This window comes from Bacillus sp. FSL K6-3431, from assembly GCF_038002605.1.
GTDB lineage: Bacteria > Bacillota > Bacilli > Bacillales > Bacillaceae_C > Lederbergia.
In genome coordinates this window covers 4,181,855-4,199,772 of sequence record NZ_JBBOCT010000001.1, presented here as the reverse complement: position 1 = coordinate 4,199,772, position 17,918 = coordinate 4,181,855, and the positions used below count along the sequence as shown (strand labels likewise).

The 17,918-nt window shown below is 37.2% G+C and carries 6 protein-coding genes; 2 read left to right on the top strand and 4 right to left on the bottom strand.

Annotation, left to right across the window (positions count from 1 at the left end; genetic code table 11):
- Positions 1-154 precede the first annotated feature (154 nt).
- From prpB to mmgD, 3 genes are all read right to left on the bottom strand, one after another.
- Positions 155-1,063, bottom strand: a complete 909-nt coding sequence (gene prpB / locus MHB53_RS20255) for a methylisocitrate lyase (protein WP_340921813.1) — start codon at positions 1,061-1,063, stop codon at positions 155-157.
- A 228-nt stretch (positions 1,064-1,291) separates the two neighbouring features.
- Positions 1,292-2,731, bottom strand: a complete 1,440-nt coding sequence (gene prpD / locus MHB53_RS20250) for a 2-methylcitrate dehydratase (protein WP_340921811.1) — start codon at positions 2,729-2,731, stop codon at positions 1,292-1,294.
- A 78-nt stretch (positions 2,732-2,809) separates the two neighbouring features.
- Positions 2,810-3,937 (bottom strand): citrate synthase, encoded by a 1,128-nt coding sequence (mmgD, locus tag MHB53_RS20245; protein ID WP_340921809.1) that lies wholly within the window; start codon positions 3,935-3,937, stop codon positions 2,810-2,812.
- Positions 3,938-4,292: 355 nt separating this feature from the next.
- Here mmgD and MHB53_RS26465 point away from each other — a divergent pair, with 355 nt between their 5' ends.
- Both MHB53_RS26465 and MHB53_RS20240 read left to right on the top strand, forming a co-directional pair.
- Positions 4,293-4,664: a DUF4181 domain-containing protein gene (locus tag MHB53_RS26465; RefSeq protein ID WP_445661461.1), complete on the top strand. Its 372-nt coding sequence runs from the start codon at positions 4,293-4,295 to the stop codon at positions 4,662-4,664.
- 224 nt (positions 4,665-4,888) lie between these two features.
- Positions 4,889-5,440, top strand: coding sequence for a DUF420 domain-containing protein (locus MHB53_RS20240; protein WP_340924878.1), 552 nt, complete (start codon positions 4,889-4,891; stop codon positions 5,438-5,440).
- Positions 5,441-5,662: 222 nt separating this feature from the next.
- Here MHB53_RS20240 and MHB53_RS20235 read toward each other — a convergent pair whose 3' ends face one another.
- Complete coding sequence (locus MHB53_RS20235) at positions 5,663-17,911, bottom strand: amino acid adenylation domain-containing protein (protein WP_340921807.1); 12,249 nt, start codon at positions 17,909-17,911, stop codon at positions 5,663-5,665.
- Positions 17,912-17,918: the final 7 nt, after the last annotated feature.

Genomic DNA, 17,918 nt, shown 5'->3' with positions numbered 1-17,918 from the left:
TTTATAAAAAAGCAACCAGTAATGCTAATATTTTTTATTTTATTGGATTAACTATATTCGCAATCGTATAGTCAGTGCCATATAACTTAACGTGTATCAATAAAAAATGAATCCCTTCACCAATCTTTCGTTGAAAGGATTCATTTGCATTAAGTTATTGTTCCTTCGTTAAAATTGTTTTTGCGATATTTTTATCTAGGTCTTCAAAATCATGATATGCAATCCTCTCATATAACTCACATCGCGTTTGCATATCTTGTAAAGCACTTGCCTGCGTACCTTCCTGCCTAATTTGATCAAAGACTCGCTCATATGCTTTACCTGCTACCCTCAGGGAAGTTACAGGATAAATAACCATTTGATATCCCATATCTGCAAAGGCATCTGCTGTATAATAAGGCGTTTTGCCAAATTCGGTCATATTAGCAAGTAATGGCACTTTCACTCTCTTAGCGAACTGTCGGAACTCCTCTTCCGATTGCAGTGCCTCTGGGAATATGGCATCCGCGCCTGCTTCCATATATGCATGTACTCTATCGATTGCTGCTTCCATCCCTTCTACTGCCCGTGCATCAGTACGAGCGACTACAATGAGTGAAGGTGCAATCTGTTTAATTACCTTAACTTTCTGCATCATTTCTTCCATTGATACAAGCTTTTTCCCATTTAAGTGACCACATTTCTTTGGAAGTTCCTGATCTTCGATTTGAACGGCAGCTACACCGGCTTCTTGCATTTCCCTCGCCGTACGTGCCACATTCAGTACACCACCAAAACCTGTATCGATATCAACAAGTATTGGTAAATTTGTCGCACGAACGATATCCCTTGCTCGTTCCGCTACCTCATTTGAAGATACAATACCTAAATCAGGTAAACCACGGCTTGCTGTATAAGCTGCTCCTGATAAGTAGAGCACTTGAAAACCGGATTTTTTTGCGACAAGTCCCGCCATCGCATCATGGGTTCCAGGTATTTGCAAAATACCTGGTGCTTCTATTAATTTTCGAAAACGCTCTGCTAATTCCGCTTGTGTTGACTGTTCATTTACGATCCAAGCCACTTAAAATTCCTCCTTAAGTTATAAAGTGAAACTTCAATCAGTGGGGGTTTTCTATCATCCTCACTGATTGTTAAGGAACTCAGGCTAAGGTCGCCGCGTCCTGCGGCAACGCCTGAGTGACCAACATCCTTTTGGCCTGAACCAATCGGGCTTTTACGGGCAGTTGATCCCCCACTTACTCTTCATTGCTTAAACTTGAATCCTTGAAGTAGGGGGTTTTACTGCCCGTTAATCTGCGATAAATAAATCTATAAATTCATTTACTTTTAAGTTTGTTAATACATTTGGATTTAAGCAGACCTCTTGAATGGTATTTTGTTGCTTTTGTGAATAATGCGTACGAATATTATCAGTGAATTTCTTGATAATTTTCGGAAACGCTTCTTCTCTTCTAAAACGATGTCCTAAAGGATATTCACATTCCACAATATCTGAACCCGTTCCATCGTTATATAATATTTGTAGAGCATTAGCGATGGAGCGTTTATTCGGATCAAGGTAATCAACCGTATATTGTTTGTTTTCAACAACGACCATTTTATCCCGTAATTGATCGATTCTCACATCAGCCGCCACTTCATCTTCATAATGATCAGCTATAATATCACCATAAATTAAACCGATAGCTGTAATGTATTGAATACAGTGGTCACGATCTGCAGGATTGTTTAGGGGTCCCTCTTTGTCGATAATTCGAATAGCTGATTCATGTGTTTTAATGATAATTCCATCAATTTCATCGAGGCGATCCTTTACCTCATCATGTAATTTCACGGCACTTTCTGCAGCTGTTTGTGCATGGAATTCAGCTGGATAAGATACTTTGAATAATACATTTTCCATTACATATGAATCTAGTGGACGAGCAAGCTTTAATTCTTGCTTATTAAATAACACATCTTGGAATCCCCAGTTCGGTGCAGAGAGAGCCGTTGGATAGCCCATTTCTCCTTTCACAGCCATCATTGCCAAGTGGACAGCCCGACTTGTAGCGTCCCCAGCTGCCCATGATTTACGTGATCCCGTATTTGGAGTATGCCGATATGTACGTAAGCTTGCATTATCTAGCCATGCATTAGATAATGCGTTAATAATTTCTTCTTTTGTACCTCCTAGGGCTTTTGTGATAACTGCAGTTGTCGCTATCTTTACGAATAAAACATGGTCAAGTCCAACACGATTTAGGCTATTTTCTAATGCTAATACACCTTGAATCTCATGTGCTTTAATCATCATTTCCAGCACTTCTTTTATTGTTAATGCTTCTTTTCCCTCAGCAATATTCACACGACTTAAATAATCTGCTACTGCTAAAATACCACCCAAATTATCAGACGGATGTCCCCACTCAGCAGCTAACCATGTATCGTTATAGTCTAACCAGCGAATCATACAGCCGATATTAAATGCAGCTTTAACTGGATCAAGTACATAAGAAGTACCTGGAACGCGAGCCCCATTTGGAACAACTGTACCTGGAACGACTGGCCCTAATAATTTCCTACATTCCGGATATTGAAGCGCTAAAATACCACAGCCAACTGTATCAAGTAGAACATAACGTGCCGTTTCAAAAGCCTCATTACTATTAATCTCTTTGTCTAATACATAATCTGCTATTTCTTCTAATAACACATCTGTTTCGTTTATTCTGTTGGTTTTTAGCATACTTCTCTTCCCCCTTGTTTTTATTTTCATGTTGGAAGTTGTTTAGTTCGTCCGTATTGCGAGCCTTAATTACGTATGCTAGTTTGATAAAGAATTGCGATTATGGCGTTCGCCTGTATAATTTACGCGAGGCCGGAAAAGTCGATTATTTGCATGTTGCTCAATTACATGCGCGCATAAACCTACTGTTCTAGCACTAAAGAAAATCGGTGTATATATTTCAATTGGGAGTCCCATCATGTAGTATACTGGTGCTGCATAGTAATCCAAGTTAGGGTAAAGGCCTTTTTCTTTCTCCATAACAGCTTCACCAGCCTCACACATTCGATAAAGTATGTCATCTCCTTTAACATCACAAAGCTGTTTCAATGCTTGTTTCATGATGAGCGCCCTCGGATCCATCTTCTTCATATAAACACGATGACCAAATCCCATCACTTTTTCTTTATTTGCTAATTTCTTTTCAAGTAATATCTCAAACTGCTCAACTGTACCAGCTTCTATAAGCATATACATGACTGCTTCATTAGCCCCTCCATGCAAACTACCTTTCAATGAAGCTACTGCACCAGTTAAGCAACCATATAAATCTGATTGAGTTGAAGCAATGACTCGAGCTGTAAAAGTGGAATTCGGCATCTCGTGTTCGCTATACAACAATAAAGATTGATCAAATATTTTTTCCTCCATTGCGGAAGGCACCCTATCTGTAATCATGTAAAAGAAATTTGCGCTATAGGATAAACTCTTTCTTGGAAGAACAACTGCTTGTTTATTTAGTATTCTATAGCTGTTGGCCACGATATTAGGTACTTTCCCTAATAATTTGTAAGCACGCGCTTTATTTACAACAGGTGAACGATCATCCAATTGCGAATCATAGCCTGCTAATGCAGAAATACCTGTTCTTAACCCATCCATTGGATGCGTTTCCTTTACTAACAGTTTTAAAATATTTATGATATCTTCCGGTATTTCATATTCATTCTTCAATTCTTGTTCCAGTAATACTTTTTCTTCCAAAATTGGAAGTCTATCATGGAGTAGTAAATACACTATATCTAAGTATTGTTTATCCTCAGATAATTTAATGAGGTCATATCCTTGTATGACAATCTCACTTTGAACGGTATCTAAGAAAGATAGCTTTGTTTCCGCTGCAATAATTCCATCCAAGCCAGGTGAATAATTAACTCCGATATTCATTTTTTCTCCTCCAATTGAATAAATCTTGGTGGATGCTCCCGAAAAGCATCATCAAGGTTTTGTACAAACTTATGCTTCTCTTTTTGATTTAATACTTAGCAATTCTATTTCTTTTAACAAATCTTATATATACCTTGTATTATCCTTGTTTTATTACTGTAAAAATTGATGTACAGTACATAAAATCTCCTTCTAGCAAACTGAATAACAATATAAATTATCTCGTTGATTTATATTGGACTGTTATTACGCTTTAAAAATAGAGTGACATGTTAATATATAATTAACTAGCTAACTATTTTACGAATCATGGTAGTCACAAGGGCGAACAGGGAGTGAAAATATCTTATACAAGGTGATTGTTATCATCGGAATTATCTTTATAATAATTTCAATAATTTCTGAGAGGTTCATCAGAAAGAACTGGATTGTTCAACAACCAAAAGGGCGTTTCTATCAATACCGCCATACATTGCATTTTGTGCTGGAAGGTCTAATCACTATCAGTTTCTTTCTTTTGTTTAAGGATAAAAATGATATTCTTTTTGGTGACGGGAGATGGATGTTTACCATACTTAGCTATTTTTTTATCGTTTCATTGTTACGGACTTTCGTAGAATGGAAGGTCGCCCGAAAGGATAATTTATGGATCATAAACTTGATAACTACCACTATGTTTATGCTCCACATTGCGGCCAGTACGATTGTCTACAAAATGTATGGATAAATTGTATCGGGGATGACGTTTTTAAAAGAATGGTCGCCAATTACAGGTTTAAGTGAGTGCGTGTCTTTGCCTTCTTCAAGGATTCACTTGATAGTAATAATTTTTTCTTCAAACTTAAATATCGAAAAGACTGTGAACCTTGTAAGAACAAGCGCTATAGAGGATATAGTTGTGGTACACTACGTTTGTAGATTATACAATACGATCGTGGAGAGTATAAAATGATGAATAACAGTAATAATACGGTAATTGGACATGAAAAACGTAATTATAGACCGGCAATCGTAACGATCTCTATTATCTTGATTGGTGCGATTGGTGTTCTTTCAGGAATGCAAGGTGTTGAAGACTTTGATGCATTTGATGTGACGATCCTACCTCTCATTAATGCGATTCTCAATAGCTTTACATTTTTGTTCTTAGTCGGTGCTTTGATTGCCATTCTAAAACGAAACGTAAAGATTCATCGTCGTTTTATTTATGCGGCGTTTGCAACAACGTCTCTTTTTCTCGTAACATATGTCGCTTTTCACTATTTATCACCTTCCACACCCTATGGTGGAGAAGGCTTTATGGCAGGCTTTTATTATTTTATTTTAATTACACATATCTTACTAGCTGCAGCAATCGTTCCACTTGCACTTACAAGTGTTGCACGAGCTTGGAATATGGAAAACGAACGCCATAAAAAAATCGCCCGCTGGACAATGCCAATTTGGCTATACGTTAGTTTAACTGGTGTTTTAGTTTATATTCTGATTTCGCCTTACTATTAATAATTTTTAAGATTATGTATGACAGGTATGTTAAAAATCATTACACGCGTTTTCTTTTCTGTTTTTTGTAATCACCTTTTATTCTTATTGCACCAAAAGCAGAAAAAGGCCTTCCATCAGTTTTAAAAACTGATGGAAGGCTAAAACCTTTGCCTCTTGTATTCCGAAGGATTTTAACAACAGCTTCATGATTGTATGCTGCTGACTCTTTAGTTACTAATCTTAGAATTTAAATGTAACATTTTCAATTTCTGTGTTTTCAACTACTAGCCCTTCAATTTCAATCTCTTTTAGCTTTATTTCTTTATCAAAACTAACCTTGTCCAAAATGAATAGGAAGTCCTGCGCAAATTTTTTAATGGTTTCAATTTCAAACAAATTACTTGCATATTCCAATTCAAAAAGTATATCTTCCTTTTGATTTTCCACAAATAGTGATAAATCAAATTTCGACACCTTATTTCTATATTTGAGAGGAGTCAATTTCATGTTTCCGATGATACTCTTGTCGATTTGAACATCTTGAAGAGCAAGCATTGTAGAAAATATAGGATTTCTTCCCGGCTCTCTCTTAATTTTCAATTTATTCAAGAGCATATCAAACTGATAATCTTGATTATCATACGCTTTAAGCAAATACTCCTTAACCTCCGCTAAATATGTCACAAATTGTTTATTCCCGTTAGGCAAGCTCCGTATTGCAATAGTATTAGCAAACATACCGATAGTACTTTTTAAATCAGGATGCGTTCGTCCTAAAATAGGCGAGCCTATTATAATATCTTGCTGTGAAGAATATTTGGCTAAAAGCATACTATAAGTTGCCGAAAAAACCATATACAGTGTCGTATCCGTTTCCAAACATAGCTTGTCTAAACGCTGCTTTAATTCCTTTCCACTTTCAAATGTAAACCGGTCACCTTCAAAGCTTTGCATAAGTGGCCTAGGAAAATTCGTAGGCATATCCAATACTGGAAGATCTCCTGAGAGTATATCTAACCAGTAGTCTTCCTGCTCAAGTGCAGTGCTGGTTTTCAAAAACTCGTTCTGCCAACCAGCAAAATCCTTATACTGGATACGATTCCCCTGTAGCTGCTCTCCTTGATATAACTTGGATAACTCATGTAACAGAATATTGACTGAATATCCATCTGAAATCAAATGGTGCATATCCGTCAGCAGGATATGTTTATCACTACGTAAACAAATAAGACTAATTCTAACTAAAGGAGCTCTGCTTAGATCAAAAGGCTTTATAAATTCATCAATCAAATAAATCAATTCAGCATTAGGTTCGCCCATTGAGTCGAGAAATAATTCCTCTTCTAAAAAAGAATACTTGATTTCTACTTCCACATTCTCTTGAATTAATTGTTTTGGTTCACCCTCAACTACTTCAAAGAAAGTTCGCAATGCCTCGTGCCTCGTTACAATTTCACAAAAGGCTTTTTTCAGTTTATCCAGATTAATTTCGCCTTCTAATAAGGTTGCTCTCGGCATATTGTAAGTCGTGCCAATCCCTTCCATCTGATTAAGTGTATACAACCTTTTTTGCGCTGATGACAGTTCATAGTATTCACGGTTTTCTAACGGTTGCAGCGACGAATACTTATTTTCTGATGCTTTCTTTATATACTCACTCATTCCTCTAACAGTTGGTGCATTGAATGATTCTCGCATCGGGATATTTACATTGAATTGCCTATGAATCTCCGCAGTTAAAAACATTACTTTCAATGAGTTTCCACCCATTTCAAAAAATGAGTCATTCACACCAACCTTTTCGACCTCAAGGACTTCTTCCCAAATTTCTGCAATCTTTCGTTCAACCGAATCTCGAGGCATTTCGTACTCCGCCCTTATTGATGATGAATCATCAATTTCTGGAAGGGCTTTAACATCAAGTTTACCATTCGAGGTCAATGGAATTTTATCCAACTTGACAAAAATAGACGGCATCATGTAGTAAGGGATTTTACTAGAAAGATATTCTTTGACTCCTAATCCATTCTCGCCCTCTTTTAAAACAAGATAGGCATATAAATCATTGTTACCCTCCTGATCTTCTTTGGTTGCTACAATTGCATCTACCACCGAATCATGCCCTAGGAGTACCGAAGTCACTTCTTCCGGTTCTACCCTATATCCTCGAATTTTCAGCTGATTATCCATTCTTCCAAGGAATTTAACTACTCCATCAGCTGTAAACCTGCCTAAGTCCCCAGTTTTATACAGTTTTATTTTCTCATTGTCAAAAAATGAACCTTCAATAAACTTATCGGTATTCAGCTCAGTTTGAGTCAAGTATCCTTCCGTCAATCCTACTCCGGCAATACAGATTTCTCCAATTCCCCCGATTGGCACTGGTTTCTGAAGCTTATCTAGGATGTATATTTTTACGTTATCGATCGGTTTTCCTATGACTGTTCCCAAGGAAAAAGGATTAAGTTTGGCAAATTCAATCTTTTGGGCTATAGAACCGATGGTAGTCTCCGTTGGCCCATAATGATTAATAACTTCAGTGTTAGGGTATAAACTGTTAAACGTCCCGATATCAGCTGATTTCATTTCTTCCCCACCCAAGACCACCAGCCTTAACACCATACGATTTTGGTCATTCTCAATCATACGGTTGTTAACTAATAGGGTGAAGAGTGAAGGAGTTAGTTTTATAAAGCTTATCTTCTGATCTTTTAAATAGGTTAGAAGAGTTTCTGGGACTGTATAACATTCCTTTGGTGCCAAGTGTAGCTCACACCCATTCAATAATGCTGTATACAAACTTGTGTATCCTAAATCAAATGCAAAGGAAGATAACAGCATTGTTTTATCGCTATACGTTATACTTGCTTCTCGTGTAAACCATGAAATGTAATTGACCAAGCTTTGATTTTTAATTGGAACTCCTTTCGGTGTACCAGTAGTACCAGAAGTAAAAATAATATAAATTGGGTCATCAAATGTAGTAATGTCTTCTGGGTTTAAAGTATCTTTAGAAAATAACTCTTCGTTTTCCAATTCCATAATTTTACAAGTATAATAATAATTTGCGGTTAATAAATGAGACTGAGTCAAAAGAGCAATGGCACCACTAGCTTCGATCATAAAATTTATACGTTCATTCGGAAACTCGGGATCAATGGGTAAATAAGTCGCTCCACTTTTAATAATCCCCCATAGTCCAACAATCATTTCAATAGAAGGCTCAGCCATTAGACCAATCACAGTATTCGGTCTTGCGCCCTTCTCGATCAAGTACTTAGCAAGTTGATTCGCTTTCTCGTTTAATTCCTTATAAGTTAGTTTTCTTTGACCATACACCACTGCAGTACGAGAAGAATGTTTTACCACCTGTTCTTCAAATATACTTTTGATGCTTTTTTCTTTTGGGAACTTGGTATCAGTATTATTGAAATCCATTATCATATTTTTTTCTTCTGTTGTTACTAGGTCAATTTCTTCAATTAAAACAGTGATTTCATCCGCAATGACCTCGATAATTTTAACCAAATGTTTAGCCATTCGTTTAATTGTATCTTTATGAAACAACGCAGTACTGTATTCAAAAACAAAGTGAAGTTTGCCTTCCTGTTCGGTTACTTTTAGCTCCAAGTCAAATTTAGTTGTTCGATGGGTATGTTCATAAGGGGTGATCTCAAAATCATCAATTTGTGCCTTTGCTCCGTCAACGTTTTCAAATGCAAACATCACATCAAATAGGGGGTGACGGTTTAAATTCTTTCGCAATTGTAACTTATCAACTAACATCTCAAATGGGTATTCTTGATGTTCAAGAGCTTGAAGTGTTTGATTCGCCACTTCTTTCACAAAGCTTTCAAGCGTCTTTTCTGGATCAGGATAATTTCTAAGTGCAAGTGTATTTACAAACATACCTACTACATTTTCTAATTCGGAGTGTAGTCTTCCTGCTACGGGGCTTCCAACTACAATATCTTTTTGTCCGCTGTATTTAGAAAGTAAAACATTGAATGCCGTGAATAATAGGGAGTATAGAGTTACCCCTTTTTCAATTGCGATTTGATTTAATTTAGATGTAAAACTGTCTTCTAAATCAAATTGTACATTATCACCTTCAAACATCGGTTCATCTAATCTAGGATAATCGGTTGGTAGATCCAACAGCGGTATTTCCTGTGAAAATGTTTTAAGCCAATATCCCTCCTGAAGTTTGAATACATCAGATTCTATCATTTGATTTTGCCAGGCAGAAAAATCTTTATATTGAATTTTTACATCTGGCAAGATTTTCTCTTTATATAGGCTGACAAACTCTCTGATCAAAACTCCGATCGATAAACCATCGGACACAATATGATGCATATCATAAACAAGTAAGTATTTTGATGATGACATTTCTACAATTGCCACTCTGAACAAGGGGCCTCTACCTAAATCAAATGGTTGAATAAAATCTTCGACAACACTATCAAGATTGTATTCATTCGCATACAGATGTTCCATGTTCCATTCGACGTCCTGATAGACTTTTTGAATTATCCGCCCATTCACCTGTTCAAACGATGTTCGTAAACTTTCATGCCGATTGATTAAAGCTTCAAATGCCCTTTCCAGCTGTAACACATTGACTTTGCCATCAAGAAATACAGCTCCATTTATATTATAGTTACTACTAGCACCGCTCAACTCGCTGATGATATACATTCTTTTCTGTGCGGCGGAAACTTCATAGTACTCCTGCTGTGCTACCGGCTGGATAGATTGATATGTTTCTTTCCTATCTATTGACTTTTCAATGAATACTGCCAACTCTTTGATAGTAGGAGACTCAAACACTTCCCCAAGAGGAATCTCTACGTCAAATTCCCTATGAATTTCTGAGACTAGCGTAATCGCTTTTAGTGATTGACCTCCGATTTCAAAAAAATGATGATTGATTCCCACACTATCGGCACCCAGTACTTTTTCCCAAATACGAACGAGTTTTTGTTGTATTTCATTATATGGTTTTTCGTATCCATTACCAATATCCACCTCGATTTCGATATTAGCAAGCGAATTTCTATCAATTTTCCCATTTGGACTCAGTGGTAGTTTTTCCAGCTCTATAAAAAAGGAAGGAATCATATACTCTGGGATTTTATTACGTAAAAACTTCCTAATACTGGATAAATCATTTGTCATATATGGGGCTGAGACGTAAAATGCAGCAAGGTGCTTCTCCTTCGTTTCTCCTTTCTTCACTACAACTACAGAATCTTTTATGTTATCGCATTGGTTTAAAACAACTTCAATTTCACCAATGTCGATTCGATGACCACGAATTTTTGTTTGGTCGTCCTTTCGTCCCAGCACTTCAATGTTGCCATCACGATGAAGTTTCCCCAGATCCCCGGTTTTATAGAGCCTGTTTCCGTAATCGTGGTAATACGGATCTTGAATAAACTTATCTTTCGTCATCTCAGGTTTGTTCAAATAACCTCTGGCCAAGGAGAGGCCACCAATAAATATTTCTCCTTTCACACCAATTGGCAGTGGCTGCATGTTTTCATCAAATATATAGACCCGTCTATTTGCAAGGGGCTTTCCAACAGGAATAAACCTTAATTTGGCACTCTTTGTTCCTTTTCCAGATACTCTATACAAGGTGCTTGTCATTGCTGTTTCAGCTGGTCCGTAGGCATTTAATAAAATGATGTGGTCTAAAGGCGTATTTTCCCACATTTCTACTTTCTCTGCCGACATTTGTTCCCCACCTACTATAACAAGTCTCAGCTTACTACCTGGAATTATTTCAGGCCTTATATGCCATTCTTGTACAACTTCAGCCCAATAAGAAGTAGGTAGATTTACAACAGAAAGCCCGAGTTCCACACACTTTTTGGAAAACTGGTAAGGAGTCCAAATATCCTTATCACGCAGAACGAGAGCACTTCCCGCAGCGAGTGTCGTAAAAATTTGCTCAAGCGAAATATCGAAACTAATCGAAGAAAACTGAAGAACCCGATCCTCTGGTGTAAGCTCAAAGCGTTTGATGATATCGATAGAGTGGCTTACAATAGCTTCATGCGGCATCATCACACCTTTTGGCCTTCCAGATGACCCCGAAGTATAAATGATGTATGCTAAATTCTTCGGATTAACCCTAGAAATCGGTTGATCTCCTGGCTCTTTAAGCACTAAATCCCATTCCGAATCAAGGCAAACAGTGCGACCTTCATAGCTTCGGATCTTTTGTACAAGATCGGCTTGGGTAAGCAACACAGGTACCTGAGCATCTTTCAACATCATATTTACCCTATCGCCGGGATAATCAGCGTCAATGGGTAGAAAAGCTCCTCCTGCTTTTAGAATACCTAAAATCCCTACAACCATTTTGAATGAACGTTCGACGTACAAACCCACAGGTATCTCAGGTGCAACCCCTAGATTTATGAGCTTATGAGCTAGCTTGTTTGAGAGTATATCTAGCTCTTTGTAGGAAAATCCTTCACCATTCTGAATAATTGCAGGTTGATCTAACCGTGTTTTCACTTGAGCTGCAAACAAGTCTTGAAAGCACTGGTCTATAGGATAATCCATCGAGGTAGAATTACTATCAATTAAAATATGTCTAAGCTCTTTTTCTAATATCATCGAAACTTCACCTAATTGACCATCTTCAGTGTTGATCATTTCACATAAGATGTTTATTAAATGTGCAAGTATCTGATTGGCTTCCGTTTCGTCTAAAAAGCGACTATCAAACAAAAGCTTAAAATGGAGCTCAGGTTGTAAATTGCAATAAACAACTAAAGGGTAATCCATTTGTTCCTCTATACGTATTGATTTTACGTGCAAGGAACCAATCCCATCTTTTAATGCAGCATCAAAGGGATAGTTTTCAACAATTACGATACTTTCATACAGATCATATAAGGCAGAATTCCTAGACACATCACTCCAACTTCGTATATCGGCTAGAGAAGTATACTCATATTGACGCATTTCAGCTAGTTTCAATTGCAAATCCTTAAGCCATGGTATCAAATTTAAGGTCGGGTTTACCTTTACCCTGAAAGGAAGAGTATTCATAAAGCATCCGATCATAGAATCGGAGCCTTTTAAATCAGCTGGGCGACCTGATGACGTAACACCAAAAGTAATATCCTTTTCCCCAGAATAGCGATTTAAAAGAATAGCCCATGCTCCTTGGACCATGGTATTTAGTGTGATCCGGTGCTTCCTAGCGAAGTTTTGTATCACCTGCTGCTTTTCTTGAGACAATTCGTATACCACATCTCCAAAAGTGGATAACTCGTCTGAACCTGCTTTAACAGGGAAAATATTATTGAACCGTATAGGCGTTTTTAATCCATCTAGCGCTTTTCTCCAAAATTGTTCCGCTTTCTTCCTATCTTGTCTACGTAACCATTTTATATAATCCTTAAATGGAAGTGCATTTCCCAATTCTACTTTTTCACCAGCACAATAGGCTTTATAGAGCGCCCCGATCTCTTTAAAGAGTATACTATTACACCAACCATCCAGCAGTAGATGGTGATGGGTCCAAATCACATCATAGAGTGACTCGTCCCGTTTAACTACTAAAATTCGCATTAACGGCGGTTTAGAAAGATCAAACCCTCTCTTACGATCTTCCTCTATCAGCAGTTCCAATTTCTGATTTCCCTCATTTTCCGAAAAATTTGTCCAATCCAAGACTTGAAAAGGTACTTTTATATTTTTATGAATAATCTGCACGGGTTCTTCCAGTTCCCCCCAGTGGTAGGAAGCCCTTAAGCTTTCATGCCGATCTAGGATCGTTTGCCAAACCCTTTCAAATACCTCGATATCAATGTTAGATTCTATTGAAAATACGGTTTGCTCTACCGTTACTGATGAATCAGGTGAGTAGATATGATGGAAAATCATGCTTTGTTGTACAGGTGAAAGCGTATAAATATCTTCCATACTCTTATATCCCTCACCCCATTGGTCAAGCTTCTTTTGATTAATAGAAGCAAGTGGGAAATCAGATGGTGTAAAATATTTATTATCATTCGTCTGACAATACTCGATCATATATTTCAGAGTATGAACAAAGTCGCTTCCTAATCGTTGAATTGTTTCATGCAAATGTTTATTAGAACTATATTTCCATTCTATATATAACTTTTTATCAATAATCATACAATCGATTTCAATTAAATGGCTTCTGATTCCAATTAAGTCGCGACTAGGTCCAGTATTCACCTCAGAGATTTTAAATAACTGATGTTTCTTAAGTGCTTGTTCAAACTGGCCTAGATAGTTAAAGCTTACTTGTGCTCTTGGCTTAGATCCAATTTGTTTACGTATACCCTTATCTGCCAAGTAGTATAAAATTTCATACCCAATCCCGCCATTAGGTATATCACGATATCGTTCTTTCAGCTGTTTCAGTACTTCTCCCACATTTTTTTCCGGTTCTATATCTCCTAAGATCATCGGATATACACAGGTGAACCAGCCTACTGTTCGAGAAATATCATGCTCTTTTAATAATGGTTTTCTGCCATGCCCTTCCAGATCGACCAGGGTTGTCCCGCTCCAATTTGCCAATGTTTTAGAAAGGGAGAAAAGGAGAATATCATCGATTCTTGTATTGAAAGAATGGTGAATATCATGCAATAGATAATCTGTCTCTTCCTTCGTCAACATAAGTGAGATGGTACGAGCAGACTCTTCAGTATTGAGCCCACCTTCCTTATCGACAGGTATGGGCTTGGAGGAAGATGGTGTATTGATCAGCCAATAGGCGAGCTCACCCTTTAGATGATCCGAATGGGCATACTCGTAAAGATACTCCGACCATTTCTTAAAGGAAAGGCTTTTCAATGGGAGTTGAACAGAGCTACTGTTTTCAAGCTGTTCATAAATAGCTTGTAGATCATCCATCATAACCCTCCACGAATATCCATCTACTACCAGATGATGAGCTGTTACAAACAGCCTTCCTTTTTCCTGATTTCCAAAATCAAAATATGCCGCTCGAATTAAAGGTCCATCCGTGATATTCAACCCATACTGTAGTTCTGATAAGATTTCATGCATTTGATCATCCGGCTGGTCAAGACCATATACATCAAATAATACATGCTCTTTAGATTCTGAATAAACTTGCACCCACTCTTCATCTCTTTGGTAATATCGGAGTCTGAAGCTATCGTGATAGCTTGTCAATATATAAAAACTTTGACGTAATAGTGCGGGGTTCATACCAGGCTTTGTTTCCAGTAGAATTGATTGGTTCCATTGATGATAGTTTTCTAAATCCTGTTCAAAGAACCACTTTTGAATTGGTGTAAGAGGCACTTCTCCTGCCTCAGGAGGCATAGCCTCCTCCGGTTGCTTACTATCTTTTCTTTCCACAACATCCGCTGAGAGTTCTAAAATCGTCTGATGCTGAAACATCTGACTTACAGTAATTTGTATATTCTTTTGAAGCGCTTTACCTACTATTTGAATGCTTAGAATTGAATCTCCGCCCAGCTCGAAGAAGTTATCTTCTATACTGATTGCTTCCTGTTCAATACCTAAAACGGAAGACCATACTTCGACCAGATCTTTCTCGATCTCATTGGTAGGAGCAATATAATCTTTGTAGGTCTGGATTTCCGGAGCCGGTAACTCTTTTCGATCAAGTTTTCCTATCGATGTTAAAGGTAGTTTCTCTAGTTGGATGTAGTAAGAAGGAACCATATAATCCGGTAATTCATCAGATAAATATTCTCTTAGACTTTTCGTATTGATCTGAGCTTTTGAAACGATATACGCACAAAGCACTTTTTTACCCTTATCATTTTCACAATCAATTACAGCCACATCTTGAATCTGACTATGTTTTAAAAGCAGATTATGAATTTCTGCAAGTTCAATCCGGTATCCTCTGATTTTGACCTGGTGATCCGCTCTCCCAAGAAACTCAATTTCTCCATTAGGAAACCATCTTCCCAAGTCTCCTGTTTTATACATTCGATCATCGGGTATAAAAGGATCATTCATGAACTTGCGGTTTGTGGATTCGGCCATATTCAAATATCCTCTGGCCACTCCAGCTCCCGCGATATACAACTCCCCAGGAACTCCAATTGGGCTAAGGTTTTTGTCTTTATCCAGGATATAGCATCTCACATTTGAAATTGGTTTCCCTAAAGACACTTTATCTTCAGAACATTTTATGCTTAAGGCATCAACTGTTGTTTCTGCGGGCCCGTAATTATTATACAGTTCATAACCTTTATGAATCAGTTCATCTTTCAATGATTCTTCCAGTATCTCTCCTCCGGAGATGACTGTGCGTAAACTCTGTAACTTCCGATTATGACATAATAATTCTTTTAAAACAGTTGGTATAAAATTAATAATATGGATTTGATGCTGATTGACATAATCACAGAAAAGCTCTTGGTTTAATATTAAATTCTTTTCAGCTATATGTAATGTGGCACCGTAAAGAAGTGTGCCAAAAAAGTCTTCAATACTTGGATCAAATACATAATTTGTTAATTGTAATAGATTCCTATTTTCCGTCATATCAAATGTTTTTCCAAACCACTGAACTAGATTTACTACACTTCGATTCTCTACCATTACCCCTTTAGGTTTTCCCGTAGTACCAGATGTATAAAAGACGGTACACAAGTCAGTAGGACTGAGATACAATTCCGGACTAATTGTCTCACCCGAAAATAGTTTACTATCGTCCAACAAAAGAATACCATCCATAGTAAATTCCTTGATCATGTAGTCGTTTTTTTTAATTGAATTTTCATCAGTCAGTATAAACCTGGTCCCACTATCCTGCATCATAAGCCTTTTCCGAGTTTTAGGATATTCCAGATCAACCGGTAAATATGCGCCTCCCGCTTTTAAAACAGCAATGATTCCCACTATCATTTCAATAGATGGTTCTGTCATCATGGCAACAATTTCACCTTTTATTACTCCTTTTCTAAGGAGCACATTCGCCAAGCTGTTGGACATCTCATCTAGCTCTTTATAAGTAACAGATCTCTCTTTATATACCACTGCAATATTATTCGGTGTTTTCGCCACTTGCAATTCAAATAACTTGCTAATCGTCAACTGATTTGAAAATGTTGTCTGGGTATTATTAAAGTCACAAAGGATTTGCTGTTTCTCTTCAGTCGATATAATTTCGATTTGTTCTATCTTCTTATCCGGGCTTTTTATCACTTCCTCTGTGATTAAAGTAAAGTGTTGAGCCAATCGCTTAATTGTAGTTAAGTCATATAGTTGTTCATTGTAGCTGAAACACACTTCAACATCTTTAAACACACTTATGGTGATAGATAAACCATAATTCGTCATTTCAGAGGCGGAGTAGGAGTTAAAGGCGATTCCATTTTCTTTGTTTAGTACTGTCTGATCTAGAGGGTAGTTTTCAAAAACGACAATTGTGTCAAAGAGATCCGTTTGCACATCCAACTCACTATGTCTTTTTATATCCGTTAAAGGAGTAGTTCCATACAATTCCCAGTTCTGTAATGCTCTGTTAACCGTTTTGATAAGTTCTATAGATGTTTCACCAGGAGATCTTCTTACTCTTAATGGAACCGTATTGATAAATAGTCCGACCATTTCTTCAATTCCATTAAAGGTTCCTGCTCTACCGGAAATAGTTGAGCCAAAAACGATATCATCACAATTATTGTGCTTTTGTAGTACAATCCCCCACAGGCTATAGATAAGTGAGGCAAGGGTAATCTCATTTTTGTTTGCAAATCCCTGCAGTTCATTCTTTGAAAGTCGAATACGATAATGACGATCCTTTCGAATCGATTGATCTTTTCTCTTTTTTGATTCCAGTCTCGTTTGTGAGTCAAAGCCATTTAAATAATCTTGCCAAAATGACTTTTGCTTATCTTTATCCTGATTTTGGATATATTTTATAAAATCCTTATATTTCTTCTTGGCAGGAATTTTGTAAGTTTCTGAATTACTGAGACATTGGTAAGCTTTTAAAAACTCTTTCAAAATAATCCCATTACTCCAACCATCATATAAAATATGATGATTACTAATAACCATTTCAGATTTACCTTCCGCTAATTTGCACAACGTGATCCTGAACGGTACATCTCTAAGATCGAATTTTGTTTCTTGATCCTTGATTATTATTTCCTCAAGTAGAGCATGTTTTTCTGTTTCATCCTTATACTGAAGGTCAATTATTTCTATATAAGGTCTATGTTCTTTCAACACGATCTGAACGGGAGCTTTTAACTTTTCCCACCGAAACAATGTACGCAGTTGCTCATTGGTTTGGATAACTGACTCCCAAGCTTCCGTAAAAAATGACGCGTTAACGTCGCCTGAAATCACTAAACGTATCTGTTCGAAATACTCATCACTTTGTGGATCTTTTAAATAATGGAACAAGATCCCTTCCTGTATCGGTGTTAGACTAAGAATGTCTTCCACATTTTGTTTATCCAATTTTGCCACCAGTGAG